The sequence below is a fragment of the Shewanella sp. Shew256 genome (genome assembly GCF_002196695.1).
Classification (GTDB): Bacteria; Pseudomonadota; Gammaproteobacteria; order Enterobacterales; family Shewanellaceae; genus Shewanella; species Shewanella mangrovisoli.
Genome location: NZ_NAJR01000008.1, coordinates 103849 through 123130 on the forward strand (window position 1 = coordinate 103849; position 19282 = coordinate 123130).

Consider the following 19282-nt stretch of genomic DNA (forward strand, 5'->3'; position numbering starts at 1 on the left):
TGAATTTAATCGGCACTGGCGATTTCAGAACCTGTTGATGCTGACCATTTTTGGCGAAGAGTAACTAACTGCGCCGTTAACAAACTCATGCAAAAACCTAACAGCGCGCCCAACACTAAGGATGGCACAATATTGGCGACATCCCCTGCCATAGCAAAGGTAATACAACAGCCAATAAAGGCGCCGGGAATAAAGCTTAATTTTTGATAACTGGCCTGCAGGCACATTGCCGAGGTCGCGATACCCGTAAACAGATAACCTGCCACAGGCGATACGAAGAAACTGCTACCGCTGATAATGAGCCAAGCCCAAAACACACCGGAGAGATTGGTGCACCACGCCATCATCACGCCTTGAAAACCGGCCTTCGGCTGAGCAAAGAAGGTGCTACAACCTAAAAAGCCAATCCAAGTAACGAGATGAAAGGCATCTGCGATACCACACCAGACAGCGGCTAATAGCCCCGCCGAAATAGCGACTTGCCAACGATTTTCCATGATGACCCCTTTGTATTGTTTTCACGGAAGTTAATACTCAAATGCGCTTAAGGTGCGGCTGTATTATGGTGTTATAGCGCCCTTCACTTCCGTGTCGATCAATTTTTAGTAAGGATCTGCAATCGAAAACTGACTCACAGGCCGACTAGGAACCGATTCAAATGAATGTGTACGCGAGTCCGCATACCTTAGGTCACTTGAGTAAACATATTGGTTAAATTACCTCTATTCTGGTAACAAAAACCTGATCTATTGCTAATTTTCGGCATTAATGCCCGTAAATTTGCTAACAAGCAATTTATTTGTGGTAAAAAAACGAAAAAAGCGCTTATTAGGCGCTTTTTTGCTCACTTAGGTGTGGTTTACAGCATCACACCTTTAACTGTTTATTAACCGGCAGATCACGGATCCTAAGGCCTGTTGCGGCAAATATCGCGTTGGTCAGGCTTGGTGCCACCGGCGGCACGCCGGGCTCACCCACACCCGCAGGCGGTGCATCCGAGTCGATAATGATGATCTCCATCTCTGGCACTTGGGGTAAACGTAGAAGCGGATAATCATGGAAGTTAGACTGCATCACCTTACCCTGTTGGTAACTGATCTCCCCCATTAGCGCCAAGCTTAACCCAAAGACTATCGCGCCTTCGGTCTGCGCTTTCACCCTGTCGGGGTTAACCACAGTGCCGGCATCAATCGCAGCAATGGCATTAAGCACTTTAAGTTGTTTATCCTCACCGACCTCAACCCGCATCGCCACCGCCACCACACTCACAAAGCTGCGATGCACGGCAAAGCCCCAACCTTGATTCTTACCCGCTTTAGGCGCCTTGGCTTGGGCTTGTTCAACCGCCTCAATCACCTTGAGGTAACGGCCGACATCAACGGGATGACGGTTTAAGTCTTCGCCATAGTTGCCATATTTAAAGCCTTGGTTCTCAAAGGTCTCTCGCCTCGCTTGGCCCAGTAAGCTACGCCACATATCGGGACAAGATAACTTGGCTTTATGGGCCATTTCATCGACAAAACTGCCCACGCCAAACCCATGTTGAATGTTACATACCGAGCGCATCCAACCGATACGGCTGTGGGCGCTGGCCTTCACGGCCTCGTAGCGTAAATTTGCCAGGGCTAAGGGCACATCGACAAAACCTAAGTCCAACTCTCCGCCGGATGGATACTCAACGCCCTCGGCAAAGGTGGAGCTGATCGACGGGAAGCCTGTACGCGCCAGTAGCGCCGTGGGTTTGTTATTGGCATCGAACAAGGCCTGATAACACTGGGCACTGATGGCGTGATAATAACCGTTTTGGATTTCATCCTCACGGCTCCAACTCACCTTCACCGGCCGTTTAAATTGTTTGGAGAGTAGCGCCGCCTCCACACTAAAATCTGGTTTGGACTTGCGCCCAAAGCCGCCGCCCAGCAGCGTCACATTCACTTTCACCGCATCTTCGGCAATACCTAAGGCCACAGCCACATTTTGCTGGGTACTCTGCGGTGTTTGTGTCGATGCCCAAATTTCGCAGCCCTTATCGGTCACATTGGCGGTGGCTACGGGCGGTTCGATGGAGGAATGGATAAGGTAAGGCACGGTATAAATCGCCTTGAGGGTATCGTCCTTCGGCCAGGCTTTGACCTCATCCCCAACTTGACGCACCACCTTACCAGGGGCTTGTACCTTGTCCACCAGCTCTTTAAGGTAAGTTTTAGAATCGTGGCTGCTGTTGGCAGACTGAGTCCAGCTCACTTGCAAAGCTTTACGTCCCTGCAGCGCGCTCCAAGTGTTTGTCGCCACCACAGCTACGCCGCCTAAGGCTTGAAAAGCCGGAGCGCCCTTGGACGTTGGCAAACGGTATACATCGACCACCCCCGCTACTTTGCGCGCCGCACTATCGTCAAGACTTGCCACATCGCTCCCCAATACGGGTGGGCGCATAATGCAGGCATAAAGCATGTTATCCACTTGGATGTCATAGCCATAGACAGCCTTACCCGTGAGCATGGCCTGCATATCGACTATCTGACGCGAAGCCCCAATTTGCTTGAAATCCTTAACCGCCTTTAACCGCAGCGAATCGGCCGCGGGCAGTGGTAATCCCGCCGCATCGAGGGCTAATTCGCCAAAGCGCGCAGCACGGCCAGATTTGGCATGCAGCACTTGATGATCTTTGGCCTGCACCTCACTCACGGGGACTTTCCAGCGGGCGGCGGCGGCTTGCTCAAGCATGGTTCGAGCCATCGCGCCCATCTCACGCATGCGGTCATAGTTTTCGCGGATACTGCGGCTACCATCGGTATTTTGGCTGGCGTAGCGTTTATCGGCGAGCCCTTGAATAGGCACAATTTTATCCCAATCGGCCTCCAGCTCTTCGGCCAAGATTTGTAAAATCCCCGTGCGGATCCCCTGACCCATTTCGGAGCGGTGGCAGGTCAAATAGACCTTGTCATCCTCACCGATGGCGATAAATAGATTGAGCCGCGCCTGCTGATCCTGCGCCAATGCCATGGGACTCCAACTGAGGCCACTCGCCCCCAGTGCGAGGCCCCCCCCGACGGCGCCGAAGAGTTTTAACACATCGCGGCGACTGATATTTTCAACTGCGGTGAATGTACTCATCTTAGCCCTCCTCTTTGGCATAGCTTTGCAGCGCCGCTTTTATCCGAGGATAGGTACCGCAGCGACACAAATTCCCCGACATGGCAGCATCAATTTGCTCCGCCGACGGTTTGGGATGCTGAGTGACTAAGGCCGCCGCCGACATTAATTGCCCGGCCTGACAATAACCACACTGGGGCACATTGTGTTCGGCCCAAGCATTTTTAAGCTTTTGATTATCCAGCCCTTCAATCGTGGTCAGTTGTTTGCCTTGCGCCTGGGATACGCTGGTTAAACAGGCGCGCACAGGCTGACCATCTAAATGCACGGTACACGCGCCGCAGAGCCCGGCCCCACAGCCATACTTAGTGCCCGTTAAGCCTAAAATATCCCGTAACGCCCAGAGGATGGGCATATTCGGATCCGCATTTAAGGTAAAAGATCTGCCGTTAATGGTCAGGTTTTGGGATGGCATCACAAGACTCTGGTCCTTTGCCGCCTCCGAGGATGGTATTGCCATAACTCACTCCTTAAGTGCCAACCACGACGCAAGATCGGCTTTAGTATCAATATCAATCGCGGCATGGGGTAAGGGAACAGCCACTAACTCACCCACATTTGCCAGTTGTTTTAAGATGGATTTGGCGCCGCGATCGCCGGTCAAATCCGTTAATAAATCGAGTATTGAGGCATTAAAAATAGCAGGGGCGCCTAATTCATCCAACTTATCTTGTCCATTCAAGGTCCCTGCTTCGTGATGATAAAGCGCGGCCACAGATTGCTGACTCATCTGCCAAGTCTCAATCAACTGCCGATAGTCTTCAAATGTCAGCGCGACCTGATCCGCTAAGGTGAGTAACATGCCATCAAACTGCTGCGCTTTTGCATAATCCGCCGCGACTCGCAGCGACGATGACAGGCCTGTCTGCCAGTCGGCATTATGCAGTAGCGTGAATTGATTCGCCCCAAGAGCCTCAAGTTGAGAAAGCAGCTCGTTAGCATGGGCACCAAGCACCACCAGCAGCGAAGCGCTGACTTGATTGTTGGATGCACCCATTACCAATGGCGCCGAGGTAAAACGAGCCAGACGGTCGATATGGCCTTGTAAGATGCTTTGCCCGCTATTTGCACTCGAGGGCGTGGATAATGGCTGCGCCAGTTTAATCCCCTGAAATCGCCGGCTCTCACCCGCGGCCAGCACGACAATTAACAGCCGTTGGCGACTCAGCATTAAGGCATGATCCCATCGAGGGTCGAACATGGCGCGCCGTGTAGCACCCCATGGCATTGGGCTAAAATGCTCAATGCCACAGCGCTGGGTAACTCGCCGCCAAGAGCAAGTCCCGCAGGCGCCGAGAAGTAACCGCTAAATGAGTCTGTACTGAGGTCGGCCATCGCCAACACTTTGTCCCGCCTATGGGCAGGCCCCAAGAGCGCAACATATTTAAGATCATAAGCTTGAATGGCTTTAAGCGTTGCGGCATCCAAGTTCAAGTTATGGTGCATCACAACGGCACAGTCCAACTGCGCGATAAGCCCTTCGACCTCATCAAGGCCTTGCTTAACGATATGGGCGTGGGGAAAATCGGCAGTTCGCGCATACGCGGTGCGAGTATCAAATACGCTTACCTGCCAACCTAAACTATGGGCAATTGCCGCCACAGGCTGGGCATCAATTCCGCCGCCAAAAATCCCTAAATGAAATCGCGGTCTTAAGGGCATGATTAACATATCCCCTTCGGGGGCGCTGAATATCCCTGATTTTGCAAAATCTGCAGTGGGAAAAGGTGCGTTATCCACCGAATAAAACTGCGCCGAGTAACTGCGAGCATCGCTGCCCGCAGGTGCGAGAGGCAATTGATAAAAACCTGATTGCCTCTTACGCAGCGCTTTTGCTACTTCGACAAGCCCTAGATCGTGATTTTCTTTTAGTAGTGGGATCAACATGATATCGACTTTTCCACCACAACCTAGGCGGTAGCTGGCATCGGATTCATCCGTCGCATCGTAGGTGACGCAGGCAATCTGTTGCGACTGCATGGCATTTTGCGCATGGCGACGCAGATCCGCCTCTAAACAACCACCGCTTAATATTCCGGCGCCTTGGCCAAATTCATGGAACAGCATCATGGCACCGGGTTTACGGTAGGACGAGCCTTGAATATGGGTGATCACCGCCAGCACCCAAGCATCATCGGCTAAGGGCAACCAATGCTCTAATAAGTCTTCAATTTGCTGAACCATGCACAACACTCCATGCTTGCACCTGCGACTAGAGAGATGAGTGAAGCCAATAAATGACATTCGACTTAACAAGTTAACAAAGCTGAACTCGCATTGATAGGGGAAATGGTGAACAAAATATTGCGGCGAGCGAAACGAAGATAGGCGGCAATGGCCAGCGAAAGTTAATGGGCTAAATGGATTGCTCGCGACGCATGGGCATGCGTCGCGATGAAGAAGCGTCTACCTAGAGTAATAATTGATCGGCGACAAAGGGGTTGTGCTCGCGCTCTTCCCCAAAGGTCGACATAGGACCATGGCCAGGAATAAATTCCACATCCGCCCCTAAAGGCCAGAGTTTAGTGGTGATGGATTGGATTAAATCCTGATGATTAGATTGCGGAAAATCCGTACGGCCAATCGAGCTTCTAAACAGAATATCGCCCACCCAAGCCAGATGCGCGTCCGCAGAATAAAATGCCACGTGACCCGGAGTATGCCCAGGGCAATGCAACACTTTTAAGCTTTGCTCACCCACGGTAACTACATCGCCATCCTGCAAATATTGCTCGGGCTCAAAGGCATCACAATGGGGAAACCCAAAGTTTTGGCTCTGTTTGGGCAGATTATCAATCCAAAACTTATCCGCTACATGGGGGCCCACTATGGGCACATTTGTTTGCTGGGCTAATAATTTAGCGCCACCCACATGGTCAATATGACCATGAGTGAGTAAGATTTTTTCGAGCGTGAGCCCCAATTTGTTCATTTCGCCTAGAATACGGTCGACATTCCCTCCCGGATCGACAACCGCGGCACGCTTCGTTTTTTCACACCAGATCAAGCTGCAATTCTGCTGGAAAGGTGTCACAGGAATAATTTGGTACTTCATAGCTTCAATCTCGTGTTATCCATAGCCGATAGATTACGCTAAGAGGCTTATCATGGCTCAAATTTTTACAATAAAAATTGATCTTGACCAAAGGCGAATCAAATAATCCTAACTTGCGACAACAGGGCTTTTGTATACAATCTGCCATAAACAACAGACCCTACCCTTAAGGTTAATTGATGAAACCCGATATGATGCTCGCCGGTGTCCTCGCCAAAAAACACACATTCAACCTGCCACTTGATTATCAACAACCGATTGGTGAACAGATCAGTGTGTTCGCGCGGGAGCTCTGCGCCATTGAAAATAAAGATAAAAAACTACCTTATATCGTCTTTTTTCAGGGTGGCCCCGGCTTTGCTGCCATGCGCCCAGCGAATAACAGCGGTTGGATCCGCCGCGCACTCAAAGAGTTTAGAGTATTATTGCTCGACCAACGGGGAACTGGGCTTTCTAGCCCCATTAATTACCAAAGCCTCGGGCACTTAACGCCTGAACAGCAGGCCGATTATTTAAGCCATTTTAGGACCGACAATATCGTCCGTGATGCCGAATCAATTCGCGCCCAGCTCTGCCCCGCCGATAAGTGGGCGATTCTAGGTCAAAGCTTTGGTGGTTTCTGCGTGCTACATTATTTGAGCGCCGCGCCTCAGGGCGTGAGTGAAGCTTATATCACCGGCGGCATACCTTCCCTCACGCGCAGCAGTGATGAAGTCTATCAGGCCACCTATCAGCGCGTGCTCGCCAAGAATAAGGACTTCTTCCAGCGCTTCCACGATGCGCAGCATCTCGTGACTCGCCTCGCCAAACATTTACTCGAGCACCCAGTGCAGTTAGCCACGGGTGAGCGCCTCACGGTTGAAATGTTGCAACTGCTCGGTATTAACTTGGGCATGGAGCAAGGCCCAGAGTCGGTTTACTATTTGCTTGAACAAGCACTGGTGCACTCGCCCCAAGGTGATTATGTCAACCCACTGTTTTTAAATCATTTCGGCCAATTGCTCGACTATAACACCAACCCAATTTTTGCCCTGTTACACGAGGCCATCTACTGCCAACACAGTGCGTCACAGTGGTCTGCCCATAGGGTGCGTGAGCAGTATCCGGCCTTTAACTATCAAGTCGGTAAGCCTTTCCTGTTTACTGGCGAGATGATTTACCCTTGGATGTTTGAGCAATTTAGCCATTTAGCCCCACTCCAAGCCGCGGCCAATCTCCTTGCCCATAAGACGGACTGGCCGACGTTATACAATCTTGAGCAGCTCAGCCAAAACCGCGTCCCGGTTGCGGCCGCGATTTACAGCGAAGATATGTATGTCGAGATGGACTACAGCCTAGAAACGGCCAAACAAGTAGCGCATCTAAGATATTGGTTAACCTCGGAATATGAGCACAATGGCATTCGAATGGATGGCGAGCGGATCTTAGATAAGCTCATCAGTCTCAACCGCGGTGACAGCTTAAGATAAATGTTAATTTTAAGGGTTAATTAAGTAAAAGCTGTCATTGTGTGCTGGCTCCTCATCCATATGAGTGATTTTGGCTACAACATTCAACGACCAATTTTCCGTAAGAGTAATCCGTATTGGCTTACTCTTTTTTTTGCCTAAAAAAATGCACTCAACCGGGTTGAGTGCATGACAAAGATAGTCAAAAAAAGCAGGGGAGCGAGTTTCTAATCGAGATGAAATTAACGTTTCATCTGAGGATAAGTAAATTCATGGCATTGATTGCAATAGACTTTACTTTCTTTGTGTTCCTGATGGCAGTAAGTACATGGCAGATCAGTGCCGTAGTGCAGACTGTTATGGGGATTCGGCTCAACCGAATGGCCCGCATCGGCTGGGCGCTCAGTCAGCTTAGCCACCTCCTCAGGTGAACCATGGCAGCTACTGCAAGTCGCTGCATCGGGAACGGTTTTACGTTTTGCATCACCGTGGCATGCCGCGCAATCGACTTTACCATCGGCCCCAGTCATCACCTCTTTATGGTAATCCTTGATATTCAATGCATTAGCGGCCATAGGCGTTGCCAGCATGACACCGAGTAATAGAATAAATACGGGTTTTAACATCAGAGTCTTCCTAGGCGGGGCATCGCGCCCCGCATCGTAGATTAATAGTTTGCAATAAAGTAAGTTGACGCTTGGATATCGGGGGTAAACGGACGGTCCTTGGCGACAAAAGGCACTTTTTCACGGTAGGACTTGTACATGGCTTGCGTGGCCTTGCCCAGTTGCAGATCTGGGTGAGCTTGCTTACGTAAATCAATCGCTTGAGTAGAGTGCAGCAGTTCTAAACCGTAGATGACTCGGGTGTTATCCACGATTTGGATCAGGTTGTCCGAGGCCAACTTAAGGTTAGTGAAGGTATATTCAATCCCTCCTGCGATAGAGATCCCATCGAAGGATACTGGCGTAGCTAACTGCTTATTACGCACTTGCATATCCACAAAGGCTTTTTGAATCGCACCGAAGGCATGGCCTTGGTTTTCCGGCGCACTCAGGAAACGCGTCAGCTTAGTAAAGTGATCATCGGACAGATGAATCGTACGCATCACACTGTTGTGGGACACATGGGTCAGGGCGACACTCAGGTTTTGCACCGCGAGTGCCACAGGCAGCGGCTCAAAGTTAGTGGTAGGGAACACACCGCCCTGTCCTTCAACCATATATTTAGCCACTTGTGGGAACTGGGCATACTGGTTCGACGCGCCCACAATCACTGCTGGGTTATCGTCTGAATGGTTGATTTGGATATTGATCACTTCATCCAGTGAGGCTAAAGCCTGCTCGGCGCCTGCAAAAGTGTAAGCCGTGGTTCTAAAGCTTAATGGATCCTGTAATGGACGCTCATCGTTAAGCTGCCATAAATAACTGCCATCGAGCTGCTTGAGAATGTCACTGGTGGCCGATTTAATGTAAGGGAATGGACGGATGTCGTTGGTTTGCGGCAAGAATGGCGCCACGTTACCGTTTAATCCCTCAAGGCTTAAACCAAAGACGGTGGGCGATACGGACAACAATTGCTTCGCCTCACGGTAACCTTGCATGGCATACGCGACGGCAAAGGCATTGTTAGACAGAATCGATAGCGCGTCTTTGCCCATAGGTGCTAAGGGGGTGATCCCTGCATCGGCCATCGCCTCTTTACTGCTCACACGCTGACCTTTGTAGAATACCTCCCATTCACCAATCATGGCTAAACCGACATGGGATGACAGCAGAATATCCGCCTCACCTACAGTGCCTTTGGCTGGGATCACAGGGGTCAGTCCCTGATTAAGATAGGCTTCATAAAGCTCGGCCACCACAGGTTGCACACCGGTTTGTCCGGCTAGCATAGTATTTAACCGTACGGCTAAGGCTAAGCGTGTTAAGCGGATGGGCGCAGCTTCACCGACACCGGCACTGTGGGCACGCAGGGTGCTGAGGTTGAAGCTTCGAGAGGCGTCGAGCACCGCATCACTCAACTTGCCGTTGGCATCGAACAGCTTGTGGTCTTTGTTTAGCCCAACGCCCACGGTTAAGCCATACACAGGTTTGCCCAGACGGGCCGCTTCCATTAGTAGCGCGTTGGCTTTCACGAGTTGGGTCTTGGCCTGAGGTGCAATCTTCACTTTTGCGCCATCGGCAATTGCCCAGGCTTGGTCTTGGGTTAAATGTTTACCGTCGAGTACTACTTGCTCCATCGCGAGCGCGCTGCCTGAAAGTAGACTCAAGGTGAGTGAGGCCATCAACATGGATTTATTCATTATCATTCTCCAACATTTTGTTATTTTTAATAAAATCTAAGCTTGCTTGAGCGTCACAGCGTTTGCCGCGGCGCAGTTACGACCAGCATTACGCCCAGTGACGACCCCTTCAGCCACGGCACAGGCGCCTAATCGACTCGCTCCGTGGATACCGCCCGTGGCTTCGCCTGCGGCGTATAATCCGGGAATGGCTTTATTGCTGACCAAATGCAGCACTTCGGATTGGGTATTCACCTTCACGCCGCCCATGCAATAATGCACCTTCGGCCACATGCGCACCGCATACCAAGGCCCTTTATCGAGCACTATCGCCTCCTGCATAGGGCGGTCGAACTCTTTATCTACCCCTGTTTTTACCGCTTCATTCCAACGCGCCACCTGCGCCTTTAATGCCTTAGCTGGCATGCCGTAAATCGTGGCCAGTTCGTCTAAGGTCTCGGCCTTGCTTATGACCTTGTATTTCAGACCCCAATCTAAGGTCTGTGCCTTACTGGCTCCGGCAGCATTAGTAAAACCAATGGGATAGACAGGCTGCCCCTTCTCATCCCGTCGGGTCATGATGGCGTCTGCACGGGCTTTACGGTCGGCTAATTCATTGAAGAAACGCCCTCCGGTGCGCACATCCACCACAATGCCGTGGGGATAGGTGGCGATAGTGTTGAACTGGGAAGCCGTGCCAAAGCCCTTCTCGTCGGGGGATGCCCATGGGCCAAGCTGAATTTGGTCTAAATGAATGGGATTGGCCCCAATGAGCATCATCTGCTTGAGCGCCTCAGAGGTGGCACCTGCATGGTTGGTTGAATCTAAATCACTATTTAACTCAGGTAATTGCATCATACGGTATTCAATATCGCGACCAAAACCGCCAGTCGCCATAATCACGCCACGGCGCGCGCCGATACGACGTATTTTACCCGTGCGCTCATTGGGAAAATAAAAACCTTCGCGAACTTCGACACCGATCACCCGTCCGGCCTCATCTTGTACAAAGCCTTCGAGCTTGGTCTGATTTTTCATGATGACGCCCTTGTCTCGGGCAGCTTTAATTAGGGGGCGAATAATGCCAGCGCCTGAACTTTCAACGGTTTGTAGCACTCGTTGTACCGAGTGGCCGCCAAAGTGCTGTACAAAAGGTTTCCAGTTCACGCCGTAATCGATCAGCCACTGGCAGGATTCTGCGGTGCCGTTACATACCAGTTTGAGCATTTCCACATCGTTCATGCCGCGACCAGCCCGCAGCATGTCCGCCACCATGGCATCGACCGAATCTTCAATCCCTGCCTGCTTCTGTAGGGCAGAACCCGCGACCGCCATGGCGCCGCCGTTGATGGTCGAGTTGCCACCAAATACGGGCATCTTATCGATAACCATCACGCTCACGCCGGCTTCTCTGGCCTGCAACGCCGCAGACATACCCGCAAAACCGCTGCCTACCACGAGCACATCTACGATTTCATCGAAGTTAACAGGAGCCGAGTCACAGCTGGCAGAGCTAGGCAACGCGATACTCGCCCCGAGCCCTGCGGCCATGACCATACCGCCCTTTAATAATTGTCGACGCCCCGAATTAATACCTTGGGTTTTACTCATGCTGATTTCCTTCAATAATCATTGGAACTTGTCAGCGTGAAAGTGCAGATGCTGTGCCAAGCACCTAAAAAGAGGTATTTATGCGGTGAACTTTGATTGCAGGCACAAAATCACGAAATATAAAGATCTACAATCACGATACTTAGTGATTAACTTGAAATATCAATGGAAAAACACTTCTATTACGAATCAACCCTAAGACTCTGTAGCAGTCTGCAGCTCGAAAAATCGTTGCACAGTTACTTCGAGTTTATTCGGAATGAACTGCCTATTGACGGGCTATTTGTGAATATTTTTCGCAAACAATTTAATGATATACAGTTTATCGCCCATGTTGATGATAGCCATTGCTGCACGTTAGATAAGCGCATCCAAATTCCTGAGAAGATGGCGCAATACTTAGAAGATCCCGAGCGACCAAGGGTTAGAATTGTTAACGACATAGAGCATGATCCTGTCACCTCTTTAGTCGCACCACAGGTGATTAAAGACATTCGCTCGGTGATTATTCTGCGAATGTCGATAGAAAATACCCACCTTGGGATAGTTGGCTTTTATGCCAAAAGCACTGGAGTGTTTAGGCCCCGCCATGCCGACTTAATCGCGCCGCATATGCAAAACCTAGCACTGATCACGGCGCTGAATTTAAGGGATCGCAACTTACTCAAAGAGAACGAAGCGCTCTCGAAGCAAAACGTGAGTCTGCGTCGTACCTTAGATATTCAAAATGGCGTGGTTGGCGCCAATTCGGGCCTGAAACAGGTCATGCAACAGGTGCAATCTATCGCCAAAATCAACACCACAGTGTTAATGCTTGGGGAAACGGGCTGCGGCAAGGAAGTCATCGCCAACGCCATTCACGAATTGTCGGAGCGCTCGGGTAAGCCTTTTATCAAGGTAAACTGCGGCGCCATCCCAGATACCTTGATTGACTCCGAGCTCTTTGGTTATGAAAAAGGTGCATTTACCGGCGCCGATTCGCGCAAAATTGGCTACTTCGAGCAGGCCAACGGCGGCACCATTTTCTTAGATGAGATAGGGGAATTGCCGCTTTCGGCTCAAGTTCGACTACTTAGGGTACTGCAAAATAGTTGTATCACCCGCGTTGGCGGCCACGATGCGGTACAGCTCGATATTCGTATTGTGGCCGCAACCCACAGAAACCTTCAGGCCATGGTGCACAGAGAAGTGTTTAGGGAGGATCTCTGGTATCGGCTGGCGATTTTCCCCATCGAGATCCCATCGCTCAGACAAAGACGCACAGATATACCTCTGTTAGTGCAACATTTTGTCGAACAGCTCAGTGCCAAGTTCAATTTACCGCAGTTGCCAAGAATCGCCCCAGAACAACTGAATATTCTCAACCAATATGGTTGGCCTGGGAATGTGCGCGAACTCATTAATGTGCTCGAGCGCGCCATCATTCAGCACCCTACAGGACCGCTGGATTTTAGTTTTCTGGCGCCACAGAGCCTCGAAGCCGTTAAAACCCCATCCATTCAAACCGTGATTATCGACCCTAGTCATGCCAGCAATAAGCTGGTGCCGCTAGAGGTGATGACCAAAAAATATATCAGCCATGCCTTAAGGATTACTGGGGGTAAACTCTATGGCCCGGGCGGCGCCGCCGAGTTGCTGGATATCAATGCCAATACCCTGCGCAGTAAAATGAAGAAGTTAGGGATTGTGTAATGCATTGATAAGGAGTGGATAGTTATGAAAAAGGCCACAACACAATATGTGGCCTTTGATTTATTTTGCCGAATTAATTGGCCAATTAGAAGAAATAACGAATACCAACGGCATAGTTGTTATCCTGTAGATCTTCGTAGGCTTTATCGTCCATATCACTGAAATCAATTTTGGCTTCGGCATACATAATAGTGTCGCGGCTATAGCGATAATGCAGGCCTAGCACAGCAAATTGGCGGGTCCATTTACCTTGGATAACGGTGTTTTCATCGGTATCCAAATCTTGGTAAGTCAGCAATAAGCTAGGTACGAATCCGTTATCGTAGTGGTAAGCAACAATAAATTCGGCACCGGTTGAATCGTAGAGATCGCCACCGACTAACTCGTTTTGCTCACTCTTATGGGCGTTAAAACCAACATACAGACCGTCGGCATCACGACCCGGCGCATATTGGTAGAAGCTGCCGTATTGGGCGCCGATACCGATGATTTGATTGGTATTATCGACGTCTTTACCCGCAAGATTGCCAGTGAAGTCACCACGGTTAAAGCCCGCTAACACCTTAAATTTGTCGGTGAAATAGTAAGTTGCACTCGCGCCATAGCTAGGGTCGAAACTCAGCTCCGAACCATCCTTTAAGGTGTTGCCTAAATTGTCATAGAGCGCCACATCGCTATTTTGCTTAGAAGCGTATTGCACCGCGATATGCAGATTGCCAAAGGTATTGCGGTATTGCAGCGCCGCATCGGCACGACCCGCACCAGTGAGGCCGCCATCACCGAAGGTATAAGCACCGACAGACCAGCCGGTAAAGGCATTGAGCACGTCTGTGGTGTAAGCCACATCGTAATAAGCCCCCCACTGCTTACCAAAGGTGAGCGAGCCCCATTTGTCGTGCGACATGCCGACATAACCTAAACGGTTAAAGAGGAAATCTGAGGTTTTTGAAGCCGATAACTGACCACCACCTTGACCTTGGGTATAGATCAGGCCATCGTCACTGGTGACCATGTTAATGCCCCATTCGGTATGGGCAAAGGAGCGCCAACCATTTTTCTCTTGGCGGTCGAAACGAAATCCCACGCGGGAAAAGTTATCAATTACTGAAGTTTCGTGGCCATCGTTTAACGCCGCAAAGCCTAGCCAGCCCATCATATTGACGCTATTGGTTTGATCGTTATACAGCTCGACCGCTTGCGTTGTACCAGACAACAGCACCGCAGGGATCATCACTGCTAGCAATTTCTTTTTCATATCATCTACACCTTTTAATTCAGCTAAACCATATATAATCATATGATTTAATTGGCTTATTATATTCTCCAGCCAACACACAGCAGTTTGCATGCCACGGCGCTGAAAAGCTGAATTTGAAGGTGTTTTTTAGAAGTGGATCCGCCAATCACGAAATATCGTGATTGGCGGTAATTAAATATCGCGGAATAAATTAAATATCGTTACCAAATCCCGTGGTTTAGCGACAGTTTGATCACATATGTGTCATCAAGCTTGGGCGACCGCTTTGCTCGCTCGCCGTCTAGGGGCTGTCGGTTTAGCTGTCGTGGAGGTAGAAGATGCTGCGGCTGAATTGCTAGCATTCCCTTTTTTAGCGCCCGTTCCGGCTTTTTTCCCGCCAGCAGCGCCTCTGGCTCCGGCTTTTCGATAACCCGACTTTTTAGTCGCGGCACGCTTAAAACCCTGCCCTTTTAAGCCATTGAGGGCTGAGGGTAATTGAGCGCCTGCATTTTCGATTAAGTTATTTAGCGTCCCCAGCAGTGGCTGCATAAATCCTTGATAAGAGATTTCTTTATGACAGATACCGTTCAGGCTTGCCTCCCACAGCGCCGTCATATCGGGCGTTGTGGCGCTCAGGGGCAAACTATTGATTAAGCCCTTGCCCACCTCAGTGGCTACAATCGACTTGCCCTGACGCTGAATAAAGCCTCGCTTAAACAGCAGCTCAATAATGCCTGCGCGAGTTGCTTCCGTACCTAGGCCATCGGTTTCCTTTAAAATTTTGCGGATCTCGGGATCTGTCACATAACGGTTAATCCCTGTCATTGCGCTCAGCAAGGTCGCATCGGTAAAAGCCTTGGGTGGTTGAGTTTGCTTCTCGACTAATTCACCGTGGTGACAATGAAGCACTTGCCCTAAGGTAAGCGGCGGTAGTTGACCAACATATTCTCCTTCCTCTGCGTCCTTTTCGCCTTGCGCAAAACTCGCTGCGGATGATGCGTCCTTTCGTTCGTTCTCTTCTCTGGCAAACAGTTGTTTCCAACCGAGGGACTTATCCTGTTTTGCCTTAGTTTTAAAAAGGCCACCTTCGATCGTCACCTCGACCGCAGTTTCACTGTAGCAATAGGCGGGGTAAAATTGTGCCAAATACTGGCGAGCAACATGCAGATAAAGCTGTCTTTCCCGCTGGCTTAAACCGCTTAGATTGGGCTGTTTTTCCGTTGGAATTATGGCGTGATGGGCATCGACTTTTTTATCATCCCACGCCTTAGATTTAAGCCGAGGATTCGGCGCCTCAGCGTGTACGACTAACTCGGGCGCACCGCCCATGATGGCCGCTAATACCCCGCTTGCAAGCCCATGCTGCTCCGTGGGCAAATAACGGCTGTCTGAGCGTGGATAGGTGATTAGCTTATGGCGCTCGTATAAGCTCTGGCAGGTATCGAGCACGTCCTTCGCGCTCATACCAAAGCGCTTGGCGGCATCGATTTGCAGCGCCGATAAACTGTAGGGTAAAGGCGGATTCTGCTGCTTATCCTTAGTGCTTAACTGGGTCACTTTGGCGGGTTTATCGGTGATCCGGCGCACCACATTTTGCGCTAAACCCTTAGCGAGCACGCGCCCCTCTTCATCCATATAGGGTAAGCAGGCTTCACTGGGTTGCCACTTCGCCGTGAAAGCCTGATCTTTGTCCGTCACTAAGTGAGCCAGAACCTCATAAAAAGGCTTAGATTGGAAGTTCGCGATTTCTTCATCGCGGCGCACGATAAGCCCAAGCAGTGGTGTCTGTACTCGACCGACTGATAGTACGCCCTGATAGCCGACCTTTTTCCCTTGGATGGTGTAGGCCCGCGTCATATTCATGCCATAGAGCCAATCGGCGCGGCTTCGGGCAAGCGCCGAGGTCGACAAAGGAATAAACTCACGGTTACTGCGTAACTGCGACAGGGCACGTTTCACCGCCTGTGGGTTTAAGTCGCTAATAAGGAGTCGCTGCGTTTGCTGTAATTTATCGCCAGTCACACCCAAATAGGCGATCACTTCATCAACCAATAACTGCCCTTCGCGGTCGGGATCGCCAGCGTTCACTAGCGTATCGGCCTGTTTCACCAGCTTTTTAAGCACTGTGAGTTGGCTGCGGGTCGCGGCCTTAGGTTTAAGCTGCCATTTCTCGGGTACTATGGGTAAATGCTCAAATTTCCACGATTTAAACTCGGGATTATAGGCATTGGGCTCGGCCTGTTCGAGCAAGTGTCCCACACACCAAGACACGCAGTTGCCCTGGGCGTCTTCAATAAACCCGTCACCTTTTTTGTGGGGTTTAGGCAGCACATCGGCAATTGCACGCCCAAGGCTTGGTTTTTCAGCAATATAGAGGATCATATCTACATTAAACACTGGATATAATTACAGTGTAATTTAGCCCAAAGCGGACAAGAGTGCAAACCGCCGTTTTGCCTCGAGGGTCGATTGAACTTGATGAATGGCGATGGAACACTAAAGCTGTGTAAATTTAGTTGAGAACAATTCTCATCTAAAACTAAAATCCCTTGCATCCATTACGAGGAATTGAGAAAAAGAGATGAATACACTGACCTTGCCAAGCCCTATAACCCCCGTCTTTAAGCCAGCGCTTGCCTTAAGATTCAATCAACTAGTGATCTTCTACAGCCTGTTATTGCTGGCGTTAAGTCTACTTTGTGAAATGGGACTTAAAAGGCTAGGATTTGAGGCGCCTTTCCTTTCTTGGGCTTTTATCCTGTATTTACCCGTGGCAGTAAGCCTGTCTTTACTATTAAAACATAGGGTTAGCCGCCGCAGTCTGGCATGGCTATTCGGACTATGGATGCTGTTATGGCTGGTAATGTAAGCCCCGTTTTTTAAGCCTTGTGTGGATACTTACACGAACATCCGCTTCGGCAAAAATAAAGAGTGCCAACCCACACCCTTGCCTCACCTTTCTCCTACATCCCGACTGTCAAACTCAGTTAGTAATCTAGTCAGTTAACGCACCGCTAAATCCCTGCTCAGTAAAGCCACCAAATAAAGAACGTTAAACTATCAATTATTTAACAACTTTAGCTATGAAGCGGCTCAAAAAGCCGTTATGTTGAAGCTCTTGGGCGTGCGCACACGTCTTAACCTTAGGCCAAATTGGCCGTTTAGTACCCAAACTTACAAGCAAATATCTTAAAAACTCTGCAAAAACAACAGAATATTGGAGTTGAATTATATGAATGAGATTGTTAATGCGGTCAACAATATCGTTTGGAGCCCCGCACTCGTTTATCTTTGCCTCGGTGTAGGACTCTTTTTCTCCCTGCGCTCACGTTTCTTACAGTTACGCCATTTACCCGAAATGATCCGTTTAATGTTTGATGGTAAGAGCACTGATGCTGGTGTGTCTTCCTTCCAAGCCTTAGCCATGACTTTAGCAGGTCGTGTGGGAACCGGAAACATTGCCGGTGTCGCCACTGCGATTACCTTCGGCGGTCCGGGGGCATTGTTTTGGATGTGGATGGTAGCGTTTCTTGGCGCCAGCTCCGCATTCGTCGAATCCACCTTAGGCCAAGTCTACAAAGAAAAAATCAATGGAGAGTATCGCGGCGGCCCCGCCTTTTACATTGAAAAAGGCTTAGGCATGAAGTGGTACGCTTGGACATTTGCCATTGCGACCATTTTTGCCTGCGGAATTTTACTGCCTGGCGTGCAAGCCAACTCGATTGGTTCGAGCCTAAAAACCGCCTTCGATATCGACCCTAACGTCACCGCTGCCATCCTCGCTATGCTGTTAGGTTTCATTATCTTTGGTGGCGTAAAACGTATTGCCCACTTCGCCAGTACCGTAGTGCCCTTTATGGCACTGGGTTATATCATTGTCGCCTGCGTGATTATTGCCCTTAACATTGGTCAGCTGCCCGATATTATTATGTTGATCCTAAAAAGTGCCTTCGGACTCGATGCGGGCTTTGGTGCGATTCTAGGTCTTGCGATTATGTGGGGGGTAAAACGCGGTATTTACTCAAACGAAGCAGGCCAAGGTACTGGGCCACACGCTTCTTCTGCCGCCGCCGTGAGCCACCCTGCCAAACAAGGTTTAGTGCAAGCCTTCTCAGTGTATGTCGATACCCTATTCGTCTGTTCAGCCACCGGCTTTATGCTGCTGATCACGGGTTTGTATAATGTGCAAGGCCCAGATGGCGCCGCGCTGTATACTGGGATTGCGGGCGTCGCAGCAGGCCCTGGTTATGTGCAAACCGCAATGGAAAGCATGATGCCAGGCTTTGGTAATATGTTCGTTGCCGTCGCGCTGTTCTTCTTCGCCTTCACCACCATTGTGGCCTACTACTATATTGCCGAAACCAACATTGCCTATATCAATCGCAAGGCGAATCGTCCTTGGCTCACAGTGGTACTGAAAGTAGTGCTGATGGCATCAACTGTTTATGGCACGGTGAAAACCGCCGATTTGGCCTGGGGCATGGGTGACATTGGCGTGGGACTGATGGCGTGGCTAAACATTATCTCCATTATTCTGCTACAACGCATCGCCTTCACTTGCCTGAAGGATTATGAGTCGCAACAGAAACAAGGGGTTGAGCCGTTATTCGATCCTGAAAAGCTCGGTATTCCCCATGCAGATTATTGGGTTGAGCGCAAGAATGCGCAGGATGAACTAGCGCAGAGTCAATCCAGCGAGACTCCCAAAATCTCTTAAGGATTGAAACTACTAACAAAAAGCCAGTGAATAATCACTGGCTTTTTTGTTGTTCATTTTAAAGTGCGCCGACGCTTAACGCCGA

At 50.0% G+C, this 19282-nt stretch carries 15 protein-coding genes; 4 read left to right on the forward strand and 11 right to left on the reverse strand.

Annotated features, from left to right (window positions below):
- Positions 1–5: 5 nt before the first annotated feature.
- From B5P39_RS15505 to B5P39_RS15530, 6 genes are all read right to left on the reverse strand, one after another.
- On the reverse strand, positions 6–497 hold the full coding sequence (locus B5P39_RS15505; RefSeq protein WP_011622224.1) for a DUF1097 domain-containing protein: 492 nt from the start codon (positions 495–497) through the stop codon (positions 6–8).
- Between the two features lie 370 nt (positions 498–867).
- A complete protein-coding gene (locus B5P39_RS15510) occupies positions 868–3114 on the reverse strand; it encodes a xanthine dehydrogenase family protein molybdopterin-binding subunit (protein ID WP_088212162.1) in 2247 nt (748 codons plus the stop codon).
- 1 nt (position 3115) lies between these two features.
- Positions 3116–3613: a (2Fe-2S)-binding protein gene (locus B5P39_RS15515; RefSeq protein ID WP_088212163.1), complete on the reverse strand. Its 498-nt coding sequence runs from the start codon at positions 3611–3613 to the stop codon at positions 3116–3118.
- Between the two features lie 3 nt (positions 3614–3616).
- Positions 3617–4324, reverse strand: a complete 708-nt coding sequence (locus B5P39_RS15520) for a nucleotidyltransferase family protein (protein ID WP_088212164.1) — start codon at positions 4322–4324, stop codon at positions 3617–3619.
- Entirely contained in the window at positions 4324–5337 is a 1014-nt protein-coding gene (locus B5P39_RS15525) for an XdhC family protein (protein ID WP_088212165.1), read from the reverse strand. Before B5P39_RS15525 ends, B5P39_RS15520 begins: the two co-directional genes overlap by 1 nt.
- 226 nt (positions 5338–5563) lie before the next feature.
- Positions 5564–6208 carry an MBL fold metallo-hydrolase gene (locus tag B5P39_RS15530; protein ID WP_088212166.1) on the reverse strand — a complete coding sequence of 215 codons (645 nt, stop codon included), beginning with the start codon at positions 6206–6208 and terminating at the stop codon, positions 5564–5566.
- A gap of 179 nt (positions 6209–6387) precedes the next feature.
- Here B5P39_RS15530 and B5P39_RS15535 point away from each other — a divergent pair, with 179 nt between their 5' ends.
- Complete coding sequence (locus B5P39_RS15535; protein ID WP_088212167.1) at positions 6388–7677, forward strand: alpha/beta fold hydrolase; 1290 nt, start codon at positions 6388–6390, stop codon at positions 7675–7677.
- Positions 7678–7898: 221 nt separating this feature from the next.
- On the opposite strand, the gene B5P39_RS15540 is transcribed toward B5P39_RS15535, so the two are convergent.
- From B5P39_RS15540 to B5P39_RS15550, 3 genes are read right to left on the reverse strand one after another with little or no spacing between them, the layout of a single operon-like run.
- A complete protein-coding gene (locus B5P39_RS15540; protein WP_088212168.1) occupies positions 7899–8282 on the reverse strand; it encodes a cytochrome c3 family protein in 384 nt (127 codons plus the stop codon).
- 41 nt (positions 8283–8323) lie between these two features.
- Entirely contained in the window at positions 8324–9961 is a 1638-nt protein-coding gene (locus B5P39_RS15545; RefSeq protein WP_088212169.1) for an HAL/PAL/TAL family ammonia-lyase, read from the reverse strand.
- A 36-nt stretch (positions 9962–9997) separates the two neighbouring features.
- The gene (locus B5P39_RS15550) at positions 9998–11551 is read right to left on the reverse strand and encodes a flavocytochrome c (protein ID WP_088212170.1); all 1554 of its coding nucleotides are present in this window, start codon (positions 11549–11551) and stop codon (positions 9998–10000) included.
- Between the two features lie 165 nt (positions 11552–11716).
- Here B5P39_RS15550 and B5P39_RS15555 point away from each other — a divergent pair, with 165 nt between their 5' ends.
- The gene (locus B5P39_RS15555; protein ID WP_088212171.1) at positions 11717–13243 is read left to right on the forward strand and encodes a sigma-54 interaction domain-containing protein; all 1527 of its coding nucleotides are present in this window, start codon (positions 11717–11719) and stop codon (positions 13241–13243) included.
- 85 nt (positions 13244–13328) lie between these two features.
- Here B5P39_RS15555 and B5P39_RS15560 read toward each other — a convergent pair whose 3' ends face one another.
- Together B5P39_RS15560 and B5P39_RS15565 are read right to left on the reverse strand one after the other, a co-directional pair.
- Complete coding sequence (locus tag B5P39_RS15560; protein WP_088212219.1) at positions 13329–14498, reverse strand: porin; 1170 nt, start codon at positions 14496–14498, stop codon at positions 13329–13331.
- A gap of 249 nt (positions 14499–14747) precedes the next feature.
- On the reverse strand, positions 14748–16862 hold the full coding sequence (locus tag B5P39_RS15565; RefSeq protein WP_088212172.1) for a DNA topoisomerase III: 2115 nt from the start codon (positions 16860–16862) through the stop codon (positions 14748–14750).
- Between the two features lie 199 nt (positions 16863–17061).
- Between B5P39_RS15565 and B5P39_RS15570 the strand changes: the two genes are divergently transcribed.
- A complete protein-coding gene (locus tag B5P39_RS15570; RefSeq protein WP_088212173.1) occupies positions 17062–17349 on the forward strand; it encodes a hypothetical protein in 288 nt (95 codons plus the stop codon).
- Between the two features lie 363 nt (positions 17350–17712).
- Positions 17713–19197 (forward strand): alanine/glycine:cation symporter family protein, encoded by a 1485-nt coding sequence (locus B5P39_RS15575; protein ID WP_088212174.1) that lies wholly within the window; start codon positions 17713–17715, stop codon positions 19195–19197.
- The last annotated feature ends 85 nt before the right edge of the window (positions 19198–19282 follow it).

What these genes read in the sequence shown, in the direction of transcription:
- B5P39_RS15535 (WP_088212167.1), top strand. Translation starts at nt 6,388, where the DNA reads ATGAAACCCGATATGATGCTCGCCGGTGTCCTCGCCAAAAAACACACA.
- B5P39_RS15505 (WP_011622224.1), bottom strand. Translation starts at nt 497, where the DNA reads ATGGAAAATCGTTGGCAAGTCGCTATTTCGGCGGGGCTATTAGCCGCT.
- B5P39_RS15545 (WP_088212169.1), bottom strand. Translation starts at nt 9,961, where the DNA reads ATGAATAAATCCATGTTGATGGCCTCACTCACCTTGAGTCTACTTTCA.
- B5P39_RS15560 (WP_088212219.1), bottom strand. Translation starts at nt 14,498, where the DNA reads ATGAAAAAGAAATTGCTAGCAGTGATGATCCCTGCGGTGCTGTTGTCT.
- B5P39_RS15565 (WP_088212172.1), bottom strand. Translation starts at nt 16,862, where the DNA reads ATGATCCTCTATATTGCTGAAAAACCAAGCCTTGGGCGTGCAATTGCC.
- B5P39_RS15520 (WP_088212164.1), bottom strand. Translation starts at nt 4,324, where the DNA reads ATGCTGAGTCGCCAACGGCTGTTAATTGTCGTGCTGGCCGCGGGTGAG.
- B5P39_RS15540 (WP_088212168.1), bottom strand. Translation starts at nt 8,282, where the DNA reads ATGTTAAAACCCGTATTTATTCTATTACTCGGTGTCATGCTGGCAACG.
- B5P39_RS15570 (WP_088212173.1), top strand. Translation starts at nt 17,062, where the DNA reads ATGAATACACTGACCTTGCCAAGCCCTATAACCCCCGTCTTTAAGCCA.
- B5P39_RS15530 (WP_088212166.1), bottom strand. Translation starts at nt 6,208, where the DNA reads ATGAAGTACCAAATTATTCCTGTGACACCTTTCCAGCAGAATTGCAGC.
- B5P39_RS15525 (WP_088212165.1), bottom strand. Translation starts at nt 5,337, where the DNA reads ATGGTTCAGCAAATTGAAGACTTATTAGAGCATTGGTTGCCCTTAGCC.
- B5P39_RS15510 (WP_088212162.1), bottom strand. Translation starts at nt 3,114, where the DNA reads ATGAGTACATTCACCGCAGTTGAAAATATCAGTCGCCGCGATGTGTTA.
- B5P39_RS15550 (WP_088212170.1), bottom strand. Translation starts at nt 11,551, where the DNA reads ATGAGTAAAACCCAAGGTATTAATTCGGGGCGTCGACAATTATTAAAG.
- B5P39_RS15555 (WP_088212171.1), top strand. Translation starts at nt 11,717, where the DNA reads ATGGAAAAACACTTCTATTACGAATCAACCCTAAGACTCTGTAGCAGT.
- B5P39_RS15575 (WP_088212174.1), top strand. Translation starts at nt 17,713, where the DNA reads ATGAATGAGATTGTTAATGCGGTCAACAATATCGTTTGGAGCCCCGCA.
- B5P39_RS15515 (WP_088212163.1), bottom strand. Translation starts at nt 3,613, where the DNA reads ATGGCAATACCATCCTCGGAGGCGGCAAAGGACCAGAGTCTTGTGATG.